Genomic DNA, 17,717 nt, shown 5'->3' with positions numbered 1-17,717 from the left:
CGCCGCCGCGCGGGCATGGCGCCCAGGCGTTTTGCATCGACGCGACAATGAAAAATCATGCGCTGAGCAGGCCGAGCCGCTTGCCGTCATAGACGTCGGAGCGCAGCATGGCCCACCACGCGCTATTGTCCACGTACCACGCGACCGTCGCCCGCAGCCCTTCCTCGAAGGTCTTGCGCGGCTTCCAGCCAAGTTCGCGATTGGCCTTGCCGGCGTCGATGGCATAGCGCAGGTCGTGGCCCGGACGATCCTGCACGAAGGTGATCAGCGAGCTGGTCGGCAGCGCCGGCACTGCGATCTCGTCGTAGATTTCGCTGACGCGGTTCACGACATCGAGATTACTGCGCTCGCTGTTGCCACCGAAATTGTAGCTCTCGCCGGCCCGGCCGTGGGTCAGCAGGCGGATCAACCCCTCTGCGTGATCCTCCACGTAGAGCCAGTCGCGGACATTCGCACCCGTCCCGTAGACCGGCAGCGGCCGCCCTTCGATGGCATTGAGGATCATCAGCGGGATCAGCTTTTCGGGAAACTGATAGGGCCCGTAGTTGTTCGAGCAATTCGAGACGATCACCGGCAGGCCGTAGGTCGTGTACCAGGCGTGAGCGAGGTGGTCAGACGCAGCCTTGCTCGCTGAATAAGGCGAGCTTGGCGCGTAGGGTGTTTCCTCGACGAACAGCCCTGTCTCGCCTAGGGATCCGTATACCTCGTCGGTTGAGACATGGATGAAGCGGAAATTCGCCCGACGCTCGCCTTGCAGGCCCGAGACGTATTCCCGCGCGGCCTCAAGCAGCGTATAGGTGCCGACTACATTCGTCTGGATGAATTCCGACGGCCCCGCGATCGAGCGGTCGACATGGCTCTCTGCAGCGAGGTGAATGACCGCGTCGGGCTGATAGCTCGCAAGCACCCGGTCCATTCCGTGACGGTCACAGATGTCGAGGCGCTGAAAACTGTAGCCGGGATGGCCCGCGACCGGGTCGAGCGACCGCAGATTAGATGCATAGGTCAGCTTGTCGATATTTATGACGTCCGCGCGATGCTCCAGCACGAGCTGACGACATACGGCCGAACCGATAAACCCGGCACCGCCTGTTACCAATACACGCATGCAACGCCTCATTTTTAATTTGAGCGGATGCCCACAAAATCATCACGACACGCCCCCGCAAAGCAGCCAAGCCAGATTATGTCGATAAAACAGGTAGGTAGGAGCAAAAGAAAATCGGCCAAGCGCCACTCGCAACCTCCGAATTAAACTATAAATATTTAATTTAAGCAACCACTTTCTTTATCGAAAATAATGATATTAAATGCACAAGCAACCGAGTGCCGGTTGGCGGCGCCGGTATATTTGACATGAACGCGTATTCCTGCCCGACACACTTCAGGGACTTGGTGGGCTTTCGATGCTACAAAGCAATATTCTGCAGACAGAACGGATAATGCCGCTGTTCGACGGCGCTCCCAGCGGCGACGGCGACGGCGGCGGCGTTGGAAAGTTAGTCGAATTCGTTGCTGGCGTGCTCAGACGCCAATACGCCGTCATCATCTTCTCCACGATCCTGACGGTCACCATTGCCGGCATCTATCTGAAGACGGCGACCCCCACCTACACCGGGCAGGTCAAGATCCTGCTCATCAACGAGAAGGCTCCGTTCATCCAGCAGCAGTCGTTGCTGGCCGAGGCCAATATCGATTCCGTGCAGATCGAGACCCAGCTTCAGGTCTTGAAATCCAAGGCCGTGGCGATATCGGTCATTCAGAAGCTGAAGCTTTATGACGACGCCGAGTTCAAGCCCTCTTCGGCCCGCATGCATGCTTTCTTCCGCAAGGTGCGCAACTGGCTGTCCATGGCGCCGCTGGACGAGAACGCAGACAAGGCAGCCACCGCTGACCAACTTGCGCTCGCTTTTGGGGACCGCCTCGCCGCCACGCGCGTGGGCATGAGCAATGTGATCGAGCTAAGCTACAATGCCAGCACCGCCGTGCGGGCGGCGGAAATCGCCAATGCCGTAGCCGACACCTATATACTCGACCAGTTGAACGCAAAATTTGAGGCGAACAAGAACGCCACCGCCTGGCTGCAGGACCGGCTGCGCGAACTCGGCCAGCAGGCCCTGAGCGCCGAACGCGCCGTCAACGCCTTCAAGGCGGAGAACAACATCGTCGTCAGCGACGGCAAGCTGATCGACGACCAGCAGATCGCCGAACTCAACAGCCGGCTCGTCGCGGCCCGTGCCCTGACGTCGGACAGCATGGCGCGACTGAACCGGTTTGACGAGGTGATACACGCCATCTTACCGGACAGCTTGAGCCTCACCGGGATCGATGCGCCGGGCTCGGAGGTGCTGGCCAGCGGCATCATCAACACGCTCCGCCAGCAATATCTCGACCTTGCGCGACGCGAAGCCGACTGGTCAGTGCGCTTCGGCAAGAGCCACCTCGCCGTCATCAACCTGCGTAACCGCATGCGCGACATCCGCACCTCGATCGTGGACGAAGTCCGCCGCCTCGCGGAAACCAGCCGCAGCGACTACGAGGTTGCCAAGCAAAAGCAAAAGCAGATCGAGGACCAGCTCGCATCTGCCGTGTCGCGTTCGCGCGGCTCCAATTCCGCAGAGCTGACCATGCGCGAGCTCGAGACCAGCGCGAAGAGCTATCGCAGCCTCTATGATAGTTTCTTGCAGCGCTACATGGGCTCGGTGCAGCAGGAGTCGTTCCCGAGCGCCAACGCCCGCATCATCGCCTCGGCGTCGCCGCCGCCCAGCAAGAGCAAGCCGAAATCGTCGCTTATCCTCGCCATGGGTCTTGCGGCGGGCATAGGTCTCGGCGTCGGCCTTGGCCTGCTGCGCGACGTCATGGACCGCGTGTTCCGCACCTCGAACCAGTTGGAGTCCGCGTTACGCCTCCCCTGCCTGTCGCTGGTGCCGCTGCTCAAGGACCTTACGCCGCCCGCATCGGCGAGCCTGCCTGCGTCCGGCAACGATAGCCGCATGATCTCGCGGCGCTCCGCCGCCTATTGGGCCGCGACAACGATGCCGCTGTCGCGCTTTGCCGAGTCCATCCGTGCCGTCAAACTGGCGATCGACCTCAACCAGAGCCTCTCGTCGAACAAGATCGTCGGCATCACATCGTCGCTACCAAATGAAGGCAAATCGACTATCGCCGCCTCCCTCGCCCAGCTGATCGCCCATGCCGGAAAGCGCGTCATCGTGGTGGATTGCGACCTGCGCAACCCGTCGTTATCCACGAACCTCGCGCCGACGGCCACCAGCGGCTTGATCGAGATCATCTCCGGCGCCAAGCAGCTCGACGAGGTCACCTGGCACGACAAGAGCACCGGGCTGACTTTGCTGCCCATCGCCAAGAAGGGCCCGCTGTTTCACACCAGCGAGCTGCTCTCGGCAGAGCCGACCAGGGCGCTGTTCGATAAGCTCAGGGCCAGCTACGACTATGTCATCGTTGACCTGCCCCCGCTCGCCCCCATCGTCGACGTCCGGGCGACGACGGCGCTGGTGGATTGTTTCGTGCTGGTAGTGGAATGGGGCCGCACCAAGATCGACGTGGTCCAGCATGCGTTGCACACGGCGCCGAATGTAAGCGAGGCCATCCTCGGCGCGGTGCTCAACAAGACCGACATGAACATGCTGAAGCGATACGACAGCTATCACAGTGACTATTATAATACCGAGCACTACGGCCGGTACGGTTATGTCGATCAGGAGACCTAAGGCGGTAATTCTACGGGGATTTTGCTAAATTTATGTGGCAGCGAGGCCACACTGCGAATCTCTATTTAAAAGCGAACAATAAGTAGCTGGTTTGAATCAACCAGGAATGCGAGTCTACGCTCCGAATAGTCGCGTAGCTGGGGGCTCTCCTGAACATTTTTCGGCATCATCTGGCGATACTTTCGATCGCAACGCTTTCGTTGGTCGCCGGCGGCTGTTCTATCATGCCGGCCAGCGGACCACAGGGCATGGATATCAGGTCCGGCCAGAATGCCGAGCCCGATAGCCTCCCTTATGCGTTTGTGCGCCTGACCCCCGAAGTTGTTCAGATATTGGGACGGTTCACCCCAAGACTGTCCACTGCCTTCGCTAACCGGACGCCGCCCAAGGCTTTCCGCTTTGGCATCGGTGACATCGTCAGCGTGACGATTTTCGAGGCGGCCGCCGGCGGCCTGTTCATTCCCGCCGAAGCCGGCGTTCGGCCGGGCAACTTTGTCGTCATTCCGAACCAGGCAGTTGACGACGGCGGCAACATCACTGTTCCCTATGCCGGACCGATTAGAGCGAGCGGCCGTACCCCCGCTGAAGTTCAACGCACGATCGTCGATGCGCTCAAGAACCGCGCTATCGAACCGCAGGTCGTGGTATCCGTAGTTGAGCAGCGAACGTCGCTGATCAGCGTGCTGGGCGATGTGAAAGCTTCGGGCCGTTTTCCGGCGAGCCCATCCGGAGAGCGTATTGTCGACGTGATCGCCCGCGCAGGAGGTCCCGCTTCACAGGGATACGATATGTGGGTCACGCTGGAGCGCCAGGGTCATCGGGCGAGCGTCCCGTTTGGTGCGCTCGTCTATGAGCCTACCAACAACATCTTCGTGCTCCCCGCCGACGTCGTCTATCTGTACAATGAGGCGCAAACCTTTGTCGCTTTCGGCGCCGCCGGAAATCAGGGGCAATTCAAGTTTGATGCATGGCGTATTTCTCTTGCCGAGGCGGTGGGCAAAGTTGGCGGCCTGACCGACAATCAGGCCGATCCGGGCTCGGTATTCCTCTATCGGGGTGAAACAAAGGAGGTCGCCCGCCAGATCGGCGTCGACGTCTCCCGTTTCGAAGGCCCCATTGTGCCGGTGATCTATTCCGTCAATCTTCGGGACCCTGGAGGGTATTTCCTCACCCAGTCCTTGGAAATTCGGAATAAGGACGTGATCTTTGTCTCGAACGCAGTTTCCGTCGAAACAACCAAGTTCCTGATCTTCTTGCGCACCATCATGGCCACAGCGAACGACCCGGTCCTTTATGCGACCAACGGTTACGCTCTGAAGGCCGCGATCAACGGCGGTGCATCAACGATTATCACCACGCCGACCCCGATCACCGGCGGACGCTAAGGCTCCGGACTCAAATTGTACCAGAAGACGACAATTGCAGCGTTAACGGCACCGGAGAGGTCGCGGACGGCAATCTTGTCGTAGCGTGTGGCGACGCGCCGCCAATCTTCGAGCCTGCGCCAAGGGCGTTCGACGAGGTTACGTGTGCGATAGGCGTTGCGGTCGTGGGATTGGCGCGTCTGGACAAGGTGGAGGGAATGACCACCTCTGCTTCGAGCGCCGCAACGGCAGCGCGAATGGCAGTGGTATCATAGCTTTTGTCGGCGATTAGCCGGTCGAACCGGCCCGCCGCAGCACCGATCATGACGCTGCCATCGTCATATTATTGATATTGACGGCCGAGATCAGCAACACACGAGACCGGCCCTGACCAAGGTCGATCCATAGAGCTTGCTGGTGAGACCGCCCCGCGACGAGCCTATGGCTTGCGCGAAGACCCCCTTTACGCCGGCTGCTGCGCAGTGCGCCTTGGTATGGGGCGGGTCAATCGCCACCGTGCCCCAAACCCCGCTGTGCCCGGTCAGCGCCTCAAACAGCCGCGCCAGATGCCTTGCCGGCTCCAGCGGTTGAAGCAATTATAAACCGTCGTGCCAGGGTCCGCAGTCGGGACAATCCCGCCAGCGCGCTTCCGACCTAAGCCTATGTACGATCCCCCAGATCACTCGTCCACCCGATGTGCCCCGCGTCGTCTGCGTGTCAGAACAGTTCGATCCGAGCCGCTTCCGGATCAAGGCTATCATTTTGCCTGCCGAGCGGACGAATTGTCTGCCGGATTTGCGGGCGCAATTATTTCGTATTATATTAATTTAATTATTAAATATTGTGGCGAGCACATCCGCCGTCAGTCTCATTTTAGATTCAGGGAGCGGGCATGAGCGCGGCCTTTGTGTTTCTGCTGTATTGCGGCCTGATCGGCTCCGTCCCGGCGCTGCTGTTTTTCCAGGGCGCCGTTGCCGGCGGCATCGTCTCGATCGTCGCCGCGGTTTGCACCATCATTGTGGCCGCGACGAATCTTTTCGGGGACCACCCCAGACTGCCGCGCCTTGTAAGTCCCGTCATTCTGGCTGGGCTGGCTGGCGCCCTACTCATCATGCTGCTGCAGATCGTCCCCATGCCGGGCGGCCCGCTGATGAATCCGATCTGGAGCAGCGCCGCCGCAGCCCTGGGAGAAAAGCCGTCCGGCTCCGTCACGATCGATACCGGAATGACCATGCTGGCAATTTGCCGCCTGACCTGCACCGTCGCGGTAGGCCTGCTCGCGGTTCTCATCGGGCAACATCGTCGGCGCGCCGAAATGCTCTTGTCGGCGCTGGCAGGAATCGCAACGCTGGTGTCGCTGGAGCGGATCGCAAGTTCATTTTCACTGCCGGAGCCTTTTCCGTTTCTTCCGCCCGCAGCGCAAAGTGCCGCAGAGACGATCAGCATATTCGGCTTCGTTCTGACCGCTGCCGCGATCGTCCGGGGATATGAGCGGTCGCGGCCAAGCCGATCGCAAAGCCGAAAGCCGGTCGCAACCGCTGCCATTGAGACCGCGGCTACACTCGCAGCATCACTCATCAATCTGGCTGCGGTGGTGCTCAGCGGAGATCCCGTCGCACTCTTTGCTGCCCTGTTTGGTGCGGGCCTCCTGCTGGCTGTCCTTGTCATTCGCAAAGGACGTCTCGGTTCCTGGGGGCAAGCCGGAACCGCCGCCGTACTCGCGCTTGCGCTCTCAACCTTCATTGCATTCATGCCCGGTCGCGTCGAAAGCGAACTGATCATTCGCATGACCGACGACGCTAGGCCACTTGGCGTCGGCGCCGGAACGCTTGCAGCGCTTGCGCCGATCTATGGCGACTGGCCGGAGGCCCCTGCCGTGGGCACTTCGGCTGCCGCGACGGTGACAATCGAAATGGGTCGACCCTTTCTGTGGTTAATCGTCCTGATCGCCGCGACATGGGCAGCCCTCCTGCTGAGAGGCGCTCTGCAACGCGGCCGGGACTTCGTGTACTCCGCTGCGGGCGCCGGCTGTATTGCCGCGCTGCTCATCTCGGCATCGTCGACCGGCGGCGGCCTCTCGCTTGCGTCGTCAGTCATCCTGAGCGCCACGCTCGGGCTTGCCGTCGCACAGAGCAAGGGCGAGACATCCTCGGCTTCCGCCGTCTCCGCCCCACGACAGTGGCGCGAACCCCGCTCGTTCAAATGGCGCCCGTATGGCGCATTGGTGGTGCTCGCACTGTTCCTGGCAGCACATGGGGCCTGGGTCCTGTTGCCCGAAGTTTCTCGCCCGGCCCAAATCGGTCTCCCTAGTGATCAGCGGCATGCCACGGTCGCGCGACAAGATCAGGAGAGGGCAAACAGATCTGCGGTCCTGGCGGTCGTGCGCGGTGACCTGTGGGCGGAGAGCGCATTCACTTACGCAAGCATGCTATGGACCGACCAGGCTTTGGAGCTTGAGGAAAGCGGCGACCGAAGCGCCAGAACCTCGACGAGCCTGCTCAAGACCTTGCACTACGCGCCTCACCGCGGGGATGCCTGGCTGATGTTAGCTTCCACCTGCGAACGATTGAAGATGCAGGCCTGCAATGTCGGCGCGCTGCTGAAGATGTCCTACTACACCGCTCCCGATCGGGCCGGATTGCTGCCGTTGCGACTGGCACAGGCGCTACGCTCGAAAGACATCGGCGGAGACGACGAACTCGCTGACATGGCACGCCGCGACATCCGGTTCGTGCTCGCGCGGTCCCCTGACCTGCGCCCTGCCCTGATCGCGGCCTATCGATCGGCGTCCTCAGCTGGCAAGCGCCTGGTCGAGCAGACCGTCACCCCGGTCGACCCCGGCTATCTGATCGTTCTCCGCGCCAAGCTAACTTAGGCGCGCGCGTCGGACACGCCTACGAGAGAATCATTTAATTTACCTCGCGAGCTATTTAATAAACTTCTTGCAAATTAAACCGTCGCGTAGAATTGTATTTAATAGTTAATTTTATAATAATCGGCGGCAGTCATGCATTCCTTGAGGCGACGCTTAGAGTTCGACGCCGCGCCCATTGGTGGGCTTCCCAGTACCCCGCCCCGGGACAAGAAGTGGCCGGTTCAATATGATTCAGTCGAGTTGCTGGCACTGCTGGCTGATATCGCCACGATCTTTATCGCGAGCTTTGTTGCTGCTTTTGCGCACATGCTTCTGCTCGGAACGCCGCAGGACCTCATACGGCTGGCCGGCGTGGCGTTACCGACTTCGGTCGTGTTCGCTGCAGTTGCGAAATCCTTCAACATGTATCAGCCAAAGGCGCTGCTCGAACTCCACACTCAGTTTCGCGCTGTCTGCGCAATCTGGCTCGGCGTGTTCGGGCTCCTCGTCGCCACCACCTTCACCCTACAAATGAAGGGCGAAATCCCTTGGGATTTCGCCCTTCTCTTTGGGGCTGTCGGGCTGACAACCTTGATCGGCCAACGCGTGCTGCTCCGCGACGCGCTACGAAAGGGCCTCGCGGAGCGGCGCTTCTCGGGCCGCAAGATTGTCCTGATCACGGACGAAGCGGGCCGCGACCTCGTCAACACGCTGAGCGATCTCGGTTTCTTTGTCGAAAAACACTTTACCCTGCCCCTGTCCCGCTCGTCCCAGCGTCGGCAGGAAGAGCTGATCGAAAAGATCATCGACCACACTCGCAACACCGAAATCCGCGAGATATTCTTTGGCGTCAGCCCTGACCACTGGTCGCGTCTGAAGCGTGCCGTAGCGGGCCTCAGGGTGCTGCCTCTGCGCGTCAGGCTGGTTCCGACGGGAGCCAGCTCGGATCTCTTCTACAGGCCCTCCACGGAGCTTGGTAGCGCGCATTGCGTCGAACTCCAGCATGTGCCGTTGTCACCGGTGAAGCTGTTCGCAAAACGCACCTTGGATATATGCCTGTCAGTCACAGTGCTTGCGGTGCTGTCGCCTTTGCTTCTAATCGTCGCAATTGCCGTCAAACTCGAATCCCGCGGTCCAGTCCTATTCAAGCAGCAACGCTGCGGGTTCAATGGCCGTCGATTCACGATCTACAAATTTCGAACCATGTCGGTTCTTGAAGATGGACCAACCATCGTCCAAGCGAAGGCCCAGGACACCCGACTTACGCGTCTCGGCAGATGGCTGCGCAGAACGAGTGTCGATGAGATTCCGCAGCTCCTCAACGTGCTCGAGGGCAGCATGTCCGTTGTCGGGCCACGACCGCACGCGATTGCCCACGACAATGAATTCGACAAAGCGATCCGCAACTATGCCTATCGGCGAAGAGTGAAGCCCGGTTTGACCGGCCTCGCCCAGATCAAGGGCTTCCGTGGCCCGACGCCGACGGCCGCTTCGATCGAACGACGCGTGAAACAGGATCTGCGCTATATCGACAATTGGAGCCTGGGTCTGGACCTTGTGATCCTCCTCCAGACGCCGATCGAGCTGATCCGTGGGCGAAATGCGCTCTAGGCGCCTGGGATTTATGAAGCCGAACCGGCTTCAGGAAGACAAATCACCACGATCGCCGAGCGCCAGAGCGATATGCTCAAGCAATGCGTCGGTGCTATCCCTATCAGGGATAGATCGCGATCGACGATCGCCCGGCTCGCCCTTGCCACCCTCCGCAGCGGATGCGCACTCCCGAGGAGCCGTCAATTCCATTCGAAGCCGGTGCCAATCCGTTTGAGCCATCCACATTCTCCAGTGACGAACCAAAGCAAACTTAGGTCCGTTCTGAAAAAAGTAGACGGAAAACTCAGTGGATGGTTAACGTTGGATATGGCCGTAAGAACACGCCAACCACATCAGGCGCGCTGGCGGCGCCCTTTGGCACTTGCTTCTTCACGGATGCGGAAATCGTCGACCTTGCGACCGGACTTGAGTGCCGCGACCAACCATCGCGGCTGCTTGCCCCGGCCGGACCAAGTCTCGGACGGTATGGCCGGATTCCGGTACTTGGGGAACACCCGCGGATATTTCCGCCTCACTTTATCATGCGAATCAAAGGACTCGACCGAATCGCCGCTGATTGCATTTCGCCCACGGTTAAGAACCGCGAGGCGCTTCTCAAGTTCTTGCTTTTCAGAGGTGATCCGAGCCGACAAAATTCTGCTGATCTTTTCGTGAAGCGACCACAGGTCGTCAACCGACATAGATTCCAGCTCTAGTTTCTTAGTCGACATCGGATTCGCCCTAATTCGGTATCCAGCAAAGCATCATGTTACGGGAACAGTAATCCCCGAAATAAGGCTATTCCCCGAGTCTAACAAGCCCAAATTGAGAATTATCGTACCGCGATTATGCAATATAATCGAAGTTAAGCCAACCATCGAGAAACATTGAACTTTCCCGAAAAATGCAGAAAACCATTGTGGCTTACGGTGTGTATAACTGCCTGCCCAAGCGACTGGGCACAATTGGCGGCTGGACCCTGGTCGCTGGACGAACCGTCCGGCTTGATGCGCGCTGGTTAATTGCTTGAGACATTGCCTGAATACGATTCCAAATAAAATAACAGAAATCTCATTAAATAAATAAAACTGTGTAGATAATATTAAAATGCGACGCTATTATAATATTAGCTCGGATTAGCTCGATCAGAGCGCAGCCGAGGGTGCATTTCCTTACCCATGCAGTCCACGGATTTGGGCTGATCCATTTCGACTAAGGATGCTGAGAAAATAATGTCCAAGCCAGACCTGCCAGATTTGGACGCTATGCAATTTGACGAGCTCTGGACAATCCATGAAGAGCTCACGAAGATTCTGTCAGATCGCATTCTCGGAGAGAAGCGCGAACTGGAAAAGAGGCTCGCTATACTGAACCAAACCGACCCCTCCGGAAATGAGGGCCGTGCCGGTGACCTTCGAAGCCGCCCTTCACGCCGCAAATATCCCAAAGTGCTGCCGAAGTATTTCAATCCTTCCTCGCCGAATGAAACCTGGTCGGGTCGGGGAAAGAAACCTCGCTGGCTTATCGTTGCGCTGCAAAAGGGCCACGTTCTGGAAGAACTCAAGATCAAGAAAGAGGATGGTGACAGTGTTCATGAACTGGTAGTTGATGAAGAGCCGACGTCGCGATGAGCGCTATGCTCCTCCGCGTAGATGGGCGCCATTGGTCCGCCCACGGTGCGAATCCGACGATAGCCGCCTGAGACTTTGGTCGATCTCCCATGCCGTTAATCAAGTCATCGTAGATTTCAATACGTGCCTCGATCGATAGCGAATTTGTCGCATGGCTGCGGCACGCGAGCCAACCCTTCCGCAAGCAGGCAACACGATTCTATCGGGGGCGTTTCACTGGTCGGCATCGGCCAGTGCTCCCCATTTCAGTTCGCGCGATATTCATGTGGATGGCCTAACGATTATAGAGGTTCAGCGCGAAGATGATCCTTTCAAAAGAAGACAGGCCTTTAACGAATATGTGACCGACACGACCGGATCTCGCGTACGGCATGCTGAGAAGCAATTTCAGATGCACCTGCTGTCCGATCAAGCGCGGACTTCGTCGGGAAGCAGCTCCAGCATGGCGCCCGCTCGCGCTATGAAACGGCGCAACATTCTACACAATGCGGAAGCGATTGATGCGATCCCGCGCTCTGTTGCGTCGCTGTAGAGACGGATCGCGTCGATCGTGTGTCGCGGCACGCGGCAACGAATATACCCGCCGCCGAGCCGTGCGTCGAAGTAAAGCGCTGATCCGTCCCAATCGATTTGATCCGATATTCCCTCTTCAATCATGCGGCTGCCTCCGCCTAAAGATCCAGCTCATACCGCGCTCAAAAAAATCCTCGCGATGGTTGATCGTGGCGTGCCAGTGAGAAGAGGAAAGCATGGCTTAGATGTCGCAGCTTCGGATGATCCGCGGGGACAGCAAGCTCAGTTCGCGCCCATGCACGGCACGACCATGCGGGCACCTCCCGCCGATTGCACGATGCGCGCCGCGGGACGCCCGGCGGATGCCACCCTATGTCGGGTGTTTGCCGCGCGATCACACCGCACAGCGCCGCTTAGCAGAACGGCCGCCGAACAGCGTCCCTACGCAGCCGCAAACGAACCTGCGACCGGTCAGAAGAACTTGCTCAGAAACCGCTCCAGCCACTCGAGCAGGTCACGGTCCCGGCCGCCACGCGGCGGACCATCGCGCGGGGGCCCGTCTCGCCCGCCGCCTGACCGCGCAACGGCCTCCGAATTCAGCGATGTCGACAACAGGATCGTCAAGGCCGGCGGAGTGACCACGGCGAACTTCCCACATGCAGCGAGAAACTTGCGCCGATCTTCGTCTGGTGGATTCTGGCCTTCCACTCTGGGATCGTTTTCGGCTGTCATCTGCAAAGGCCCATATTTAAATTATTAATATTGGATTGCGATTTAATTAACTACCATTTACATAATAATGTCAAGCGGAGCTGCCGAGCTGCACACTCCCTTTTGAACGTTCGCACCCACCGTCCGGTCCATAATGAACTTCATCGCGCCTCCAGGTTCCCAATCGCCTTTCGGCGTTCTTCGGCCGGCCATCGGCACGTCGTTCGCGCTCGTCGACCAATTGCCCGTGCTATTCAGCGAGGACGAACAGAAACTGTTCGAACTCAATGACGTCGCGGCCTTCATCTGGTGCAGCATGCTGGATGCCATGCCTTTCGAAACCATCTCCGATCAACTGGTCGACCGCGGCCTGAGCCCGGCCAGGGCGCGCGAGAGCGTGCGGGATGCTCTCAATCAATGGCTGGTTGCCGGATTGATTGTCCCGCATCGCGCCGCGGATTTCGCCTTCAATGCGTTGGTCGGGCAGACATCGATTGAAATCCGCGCATCGGATGCTCAGACCCTTCATCACCTCCGGTCGCTTTTCATCGCAATGACTGCCCCGACTGGCTGCGCGCAGACGACCTTCAGGGTCTATCAGGTCAGCAATACGTCGATTGTGATGCATGACGACCGCAGGGTTCTGAGTTGCGCGATGAACGAGCTTGCGCCCACATTCAAGGCCTATGTCATCAGGCATCTGTTGCTTGCCGGCGACGCGCGTGACGTCATCTTCCACGCTGCCGCCGTCACGTCGGGGACTCATGGCATGCTGATCAGCGGCCACCCCGGCACCGGCAAGAGCACACTCACGATGCATCTGCTGAATGCGGGCTTCGGATATTCGACTGACGATATTGTGACCATCAGCCCCGACGGCTCGATCCGGGGCGCACCATTTGCTCCGACGCTGAAAGCCAATTCCTGGTCGCTGATCGACGATATCTGGCCCGACGTGAATGATGTCCCGATCCATGATAGGCCGGATGGACACGCGGTCCGCTACCTCGATGTCGAACCCAATTTCCACGAAGGAGCAATTCGGATTGATTGGATCATCTTCCTTGAGCGCGCGTCGGACTGCACGCTCCCGGTGCTGGTCGAGCTGAGGGAGCTCGACACCATCAAGCGCATCGTCGACGCGTCGTTCGCGGCGAATGGCAAACTGACGAGCGAAGGCTTCCGGACACTCAAAAGCGTCGTCTCCCATACGCGTTCGTTTGTTCTCCATTACTCAGAGGCCGCGGATGCGACCGTCAAGCTGATCGAGCTCTGCGATGGCAAGCTTTAGCCGCGCCTTGCTGCCTCTCTGTGCTTGCTTCCGCGGTGAGATTCCTCCGCGCGCCGATTGGACGGCACTCATCGCTCTCGCGAACCACACATTGACGACGCCGTCATTGATCGCATTTGTCAGATCGCATCGCGCTGCGATACCCGAGGAGGTTGCCGCCTATGCCAAGGAGCTGCACGATCGGAACGCGATCCGAAATGATCGCCTGAGCGCCCAACTCGAAGAGGCCGTCCTCGCACTTAACGGAGTCGGAATAACCCCGCTCCTCATCAAGGGAGCGGCGATGCTCGCGACCGGCCGACAGTCCGATCGCGCACTCAGATTGATGTCCGATCTGGATCTGATCGTGCGCCCCGACCAGGTCCACACCGCCATGACGACGTTGGCAGCGATCGGATACAGCATCGACTACGAGACGGACGGGCGTCACAAGAAATGGTACGCCGATCTCAAACGTCCTCTCGACGTCGGCATGATTGACTTGCACAACGAGCTACCTGGCCATTCATTTCTCGATCAGACACCTGACGGCCTTCGGTCGCAGTTGCGGATGATCCGCTTGGGCGCAGCCAATGCCCTGGTCCCTTCCCCGGAACTCCAGGCGTTGGTGCTTGTGATGCACGATCAGTTCCAGGATTACGGCTACTGGACGGGCAGCATCGATCTCAGGCATCTCCTGGATCTGAGGGCGCTCAACGCCGCACCCGGGGGCATCCGATGGGATGTCCTGATGACGATGGTGTCGGGCACCCTTGTGCGGAATGCAGTTGAAACGCAGTTGCTGCTTCTCACCACGCTCTTCGACGTGAAATGGCCCGCTCACCATCCAAAGCGACCGGTGCCGAGACTGCAGGTCTGGCGCCAGTTGCTGCAGGCTCGATTTCCGCGGACCCGCTACCCCCTGCTGCCAATGGCATTGCTCGATTTGGGAAGCCATCATCGCGCGACCGCGGGGTCGCAGGCGCCGGGCGAGCGGAAGAGGCGCTGGTTTCCCAAACTGAGCACCCTACGTTTACTGATGTCGCTCTCCCGCCGATATCCCACCGGAAAAATCTGAACATAGGGGACTCACCCATATGGGTGAGATGCTGATGCAACATCGCCGGGCGATTATCGACCGATCATAAATTAATAGAAATTTCCATTTATAATTTACAAAGAATTTAGTATTTATAACTTGCAGTGCAGCATATCGTCTTCCAAATAATTTTAGAGCGCCCCTAACTAATTGATCGATAAACAGAGTTTAAACATCGGTGATAACCGTGAAATCATGTGCGCGTATTACGGATGCGGCCCAGCGTTTGGTTGATGTATCCGCCCATATGCGGAACCTCATAAACAATCTACATGAACTTCGCGAGGCCGTCGCCCGGGCAGAGAACCGACCGACGCGGTCGAGACGACACAAGCCAGTGCAAGGCCTCTCGCGCCGGGTCCGCCTACGATAGCCGGTAATTCCGTGGTGCGTAAATGCTGACAAGCGGCATAACAAATAGCCCCGCCAAGGAGACCGTGAGCTGTCTTTTCGCCCACTGGCGGGAATTCCCCCCATTCGTAAAGCCATTTAAATTCACTTCCCCAAATTAAATATTCCAGTATTATTCGGGGTGCGATCATGCCGATTATTGACCGGCGATCCTGAGAGATTTGTGCGCGTAGACAGCTAACTGATTGACCCGATGCACGTCATCCCGACAGAGATTCAGGACGTCCTGATCATTCAACCTAAACTGCACGGCGATCAACGTGGGTTTTTTCTTGAAGCATTTCAAGCGGAGCGTTACGCCGCCGCAGGCGTTAAGTGCGCTTTTGTCCAGGACAATCTGTCGCGATCGGTGCGCGACGTCCTACGCGGGTTGCATCTACAAAATCCCCGATCGCAGGGAAAGCTTGTGACCGTGCTTCGCGGCGAGATACTCGACGTCGCTGTCGACGTGCGTGTCGGCAGCCCGACCTTCGGACGTCACGTGACCGCTCTCCTGACAGAGGAAAATCGCCGGCAACTCTGGGTACCGCGCGGCTTTGCGCATGGCTTTTTGGTTCTGTCGGAAAGCGCAGACTTCTTCTACAAATGCGATGAGTTCTACAGTCCGGAGAACGAGACCGTCATCGCGTGGAATGACCCGGAAATTGGCATTAAATGGGGTATCCGCGCGCCGACCTTATCGACGCGCGATGCAGCAGGCGCTCGATTGAGGGACATAGCGGCGGCGCTGCCAAAGTATGGATCGGTCTGAGATGCGCATTCTCCTGACGGGCGCAACCGGACAGGTCGGCGGCGCCCTGCAACGTCCCCTTGCAGCGATCGGCGAACTTGCAACGGTCGATCGCCGTGCACTGGATCTGTCGAATCCCGAAACCATTGCCGCCGCTCTCGATCGGCTACGACCGCACCTTATTGTCAATCCCGCGGCCTATACGGCAGTGGATCTTGCGGAGGACGAACCCGATCTGGCATTTCGCATCAATAGTGAATCCCCCGGCGTCATGGCTCGCTGGGCCGCCGGTCACGACGTGCCCCTCGTCCACTTTTCCACGGATTATTTATTCGACGGATCCGGCAACGTGCCGTGGCTCGAAGACTCTCAGCCCGCACCGCTGTCGGTCTACGGCGCGAGCAAGCTTGCCGGCGAAGAGGCGATCCGCGACGCCGGAGGCCGCCATCTCATCGTGCGGACGTCATGGGTCTATGCCGCAGAAGGACGCAACTTCCTGTGCACTATAGCCCGCCTGGCGCGTGAGCGACAGGAACTGCGGATCGTCTCGGACCAGTTTGGAGCGCCGACATCGGCGCAGATCATCGCGGACGTCGTCACTTCTATTCTCCAACGGGAACTCGCTGGCGATCTATTCAGGGACAGCCGCGGCCCGATCAACGTGACGGCGTCAGGCGTCACAAGCTGGCACGGTTTCGCGACAGCGATCGTTGCCGGGTTGAGGCGGCGCGGCGCGGATCTTGCGGTAAAGGACATCACCCCGATTCAGGCCGCGGACTACCCGACCAAGGCAATCCGACCGCTCAACAGTCGACTTGACAATCGCCGACTTGGCCGACTGTTCAACATAGAGGCACCGTCATGGCAGCAGGCCTTGGACGTAGAACTGGACGCTCTCATGCAAATCGCATTGAGCGAGGCGTCCTAGCTCCGCCTTGCAGAACGCGCGCCAGTCCTCGGTAGGCACCCACAGGATACGGCCAACAAGTGATGTGCGCCGCAAATTAGGCCGACGCAGGCGATCTGGCCGTTCGACCCTTGTTGCAGGCAACGCGCCGGGCGGTCGAGTCCGGTATGCCTTTTGTACGCGACCGGGATTCGCGCCTCGACGGAGCTGCTATCAAATTCTCGACTGACCGGCTTGCAATGAATTCACGCAGCGCGATCAACTGTCTCATTTCCATCGCCAGCGATTCAGCGATGTCCGCCATTGCCGTCAGTTGCTTCAGCGAAATACTCATTGCACCCTCCAACCTGACAATGGCTCGTCCCGTGAATGAGTCAGGACAGCGGTTGATTAGGTTCAAATTTTCTTTGAGTTGAATTTCCTGCTCCGCTGGCTGTACGGCGATGCCGCCACGACATGCTCGCTACTTTATCGAAATACCTTCCGCGCTGCCGTGAGATCTCCTTCGGATCCGCGATTGGCCAGTCCGGATCCATGGAACTCCGGCTCCGCCTTCGCGCGGCTATCCTTGAGCGCCAGGTCGACTACCGAGCGATGCGGGCGCACCGTTCGGCGAGTTCCTTGAGCTCGGTTGTGAAGCTTTCACGGTGTCCGCAAGGGTGCTCAGCCGGCGCACAAAAATGCTCATCGTCGTCATTTAATTTTGCAAATTTAACATACTGGAACGGCGGACTACAATTTTAGAAGATTTATTATTAAATACTTCCATTTCAAATCGAAAGCCGTTTAAATTAGAAATTGCTGAATGGACAAGTGTGCACGCCGTCCCTTTGTGGATTGCGAATGATGGCCGGCCCCGAGGCTGACAAATCTCGCATTGCGACCAGGCGGCCGATTGCAGTG

At 58.6% G+C, this 17,717-nt stretch carries 13 protein-coding genes; 10 read left to right on the top strand and 3 right to left on the bottom strand.

What is annotated here, in order from left to right; all coding sequences use genetic code 11:
- Positions 1 to 55 precede the first annotated feature (55 nt).
- Complete coding sequence (rfbB, locus tag CIW50_RS22315; protein WP_149533378.1) at positions 56 to 1,108, bottom strand: dTDP-glucose 4,6-dehydratase; 1,053 nt, start codon at positions 1,106 to 1,108, stop codon at positions 56 to 58.
- A gap of 334 nt (positions 1,109 to 1,442) precedes the next feature.
- On the opposite strand from rfbB, the gene CIW50_RS22310 reads away from it, so the two are divergent.
- From CIW50_RS22310 to CIW50_RS22290, 4 genes are all read left to right on the top strand, one after another.
- Positions 1,443 to 3,731 (top strand): polysaccharide biosynthesis tyrosine autokinase, encoded by a 2,289-nt coding sequence (locus tag CIW50_RS22310; protein WP_246664405.1) that lies wholly within the window; start codon positions 1,443 to 1,445, stop codon positions 3,729 to 3,731.
- 248 nt (positions 3,732 to 3,979) lie between these two features.
- Positions 3,980 to 5,116 carry a polysaccharide biosynthesis/export family protein gene (locus tag CIW50_RS22305; RefSeq protein ID WP_149533376.1) on the top strand — a complete coding sequence of 379 codons (1,137 nt, stop codon included), beginning with the start codon at positions 3,980 to 3,982 and terminating at the stop codon, positions 5,114 to 5,116.
- 1,090 nt (positions 5,117 to 6,206) lie between these two features.
- Positions 6,207 to 7,970 carry a hypothetical protein gene (locus CIW50_RS22295; RefSeq protein WP_246664404.1) on the top strand — a complete coding sequence of 588 codons (1,764 nt, stop codon included), beginning with the start codon at positions 6,207 to 6,209 and terminating at the stop codon, positions 7,968 to 7,970.
- A gap of 132 nt (positions 7,971 to 8,102) precedes the next feature.
- The gene (locus CIW50_RS22290; protein ID WP_149533374.1) at positions 8,103 to 9,560 is read left to right on the top strand and encodes an undecaprenyl-phosphate glucose phosphotransferase; all 1,458 of its coding nucleotides are present in this window, start codon (positions 8,103 to 8,105) and stop codon (positions 9,558 to 9,560) included.
- 335 nt (positions 9,561 to 9,895) lie between these two features.
- On the opposite strand, the gene CIW50_RS22285 is transcribed toward CIW50_RS22290, so the two are convergent.
- Entirely contained in the window at positions 9,896 to 10,273 is a 378-nt protein-coding gene (locus tag CIW50_RS22285; RefSeq protein WP_149533373.1) for an H-NS histone family protein, read from the bottom strand.
- 501 nt (positions 10,274 to 10,774) lie between these two features.
- Here CIW50_RS22285 and CIW50_RS22280 point away from each other — a divergent pair.
- From CIW50_RS22280 to rfbD, 6 genes are all read left to right on the top strand, one after another.
- Positions 10,775 to 11,173 (top strand): H-NS histone family protein, encoded by a 399-nt coding sequence (locus tag CIW50_RS22280; RefSeq protein ID WP_149533372.1) that lies wholly within the window; start codon positions 10,775 to 10,777, stop codon positions 11,171 to 11,173.
- 151 nt (positions 11,174 to 11,324) lie between these two features.
- Positions 11,325 to 11,705: a hypothetical protein gene (locus CIW50_RS22275; RefSeq protein WP_149533371.1), complete on the top strand. Its 381-nt coding sequence runs from the start codon at positions 11,325 to 11,327 to the stop codon at positions 11,703 to 11,705.
- 846 nt (positions 11,706 to 12,551) lie between these two features.
- Positions 12,552 to 13,688 carry a PqqD family peptide modification chaperone gene (locus CIW50_RS22265; RefSeq protein WP_149533369.1) on the top strand — a complete coding sequence of 379 codons (1,137 nt, stop codon included), beginning with the start codon at positions 12,552 to 12,554 and terminating at the stop codon, positions 13,686 to 13,688.
- A complete protein-coding gene (locus tag CIW50_RS22260) occupies positions 13,675 to 14,745 on the top strand; it encodes a nucleotidyltransferase family protein (RefSeq protein WP_149533368.1) in 1,071 nt (356 codons plus the stop codon). Before CIW50_RS22265 ends, CIW50_RS22260 begins: the two co-directional genes overlap by 14 nt.
- A 625-nt stretch (positions 14,746 to 15,370) precedes the next feature.
- Positions 15,371 to 15,928 carry a dTDP-4-dehydrorhamnose 3,5-epimerase gene (gene rfbC, locus CIW50_RS22255; RefSeq protein ID WP_149533367.1) on the top strand — a complete coding sequence of 186 codons (558 nt, stop codon included), beginning with the start codon at positions 15,371 to 15,373 and terminating at the stop codon, positions 15,926 to 15,928.
- A gap of 1 nt (position 15,929) precedes the next feature.
- Positions 15,930 to 16,835 carry a dTDP-4-dehydrorhamnose reductase gene (rfbD, locus tag CIW50_RS22250; RefSeq protein WP_149533366.1) on the top strand — a complete coding sequence of 302 codons (906 nt, stop codon included), beginning with the start codon at positions 15,930 to 15,932 and terminating at the stop codon, positions 16,833 to 16,835.
- 76 nt (positions 16,836 to 16,911) lie between these two features.
- Here rfbD and CIW50_RS22245 read toward each other — a convergent pair whose 3' ends face one another.
- Positions 16,912 to 17,148, bottom strand: a complete 237-nt coding sequence (locus CIW50_RS22245) for a hypothetical protein (protein ID WP_149533365.1) — start codon at positions 17,146 to 17,148, stop codon at positions 16,912 to 16,914.
- Positions 17,149 to 17,717: the final 569 nt, after the last annotated feature.

The sequence above is a fragment of the Tardiphaga sp. P9-11 genome (assembly GCF_008329525.1).
In the GTDB taxonomy this organism is placed as follows: Bacteria; Pseudomonadota; Alphaproteobacteria; order Rhizobiales; family Xanthobacteraceae; genus Tardiphaga.
The sequence above is the reverse complement of the archived record's forward strand: the minus strand, read 5'-3'. Positions and strand labels throughout refer to the sequence as shown.

Coding starts and splice junctions, on each gene's coding strand:
- rfbB (WP_149533378.1), bottom strand. CDS start 1,108: ATGCGTGTATTGGTAACAGGCGGTGCCGGGTTTATCGGTTCGGCCGTA.
- CIW50_RS22310 (WP_246664405.1), top strand. CDS start 1,443: ATGCCGCTGTTCGACGGCGCTCCCAGCGGCGACGGCGACGGCGGCGGC.
- CIW50_RS22305 (WP_149533376.1), top strand. CDS start 3,980: ATGGATATCAGGTCCGGCCAGAATGCCGAGCCCGATAGCCTCCCTTAT.
- CIW50_RS22295 (WP_246664404.1), top strand. CDS start 6,207: ATGCTGCTGCAGATCGTCCCCATGCCGGGCGGCCCGCTGATGAATCCG.
- CIW50_RS22290 (WP_149533374.1), top strand. CDS start 8,103: ATGCATTCCTTGAGGCGACGCTTAGAGTTCGACGCCGCGCCCATTGGT.
- CIW50_RS22285 (WP_149533373.1), bottom strand. CDS start 10,273: ATGTCGACTAAGAAACTAGAGCTGGAATCTATGTCGGTTGACGACCTG.
- CIW50_RS22280 (WP_149533372.1), top strand. CDS start 10,775: ATGTCCAAGCCAGACCTGCCAGATTTGGACGCTATGCAATTTGACGAG.
- CIW50_RS22275 (WP_149533371.1), top strand. CDS start 11,325: ATGGCTGCGGCACGCGAGCCAACCCTTCCGCAAGCAGGCAACACGATT.
- CIW50_RS22265 (WP_149533369.1), top strand. CDS start 12,552: ATGAACTTCATCGCGCCTCCAGGTTCCCAATCGCCTTTCGGCGTTCTT.
- CIW50_RS22260 (WP_149533368.1), top strand. CDS start 13,675: ATGGCAAGCTTTAGCCGCGCCTTGCTGCCTCTCTGTGCTTGCTTCCGC.
- rfbC (WP_149533367.1), top strand. CDS start 15,371: ATGCACGTCATCCCGACAGAGATTCAGGACGTCCTGATCATTCAACCT.
- rfbD (WP_149533366.1), top strand. CDS start 15,930: ATGCGCATTCTCCTGACGGGCGCAACCGGACAGGTCGGCGGCGCCCTG.
- CIW50_RS22245 (WP_149533365.1), bottom strand. CDS start 17,148: ATGAGTATTTCGCTGAAGCAACTGACGGCAATGGCGGACATCGCTGAA.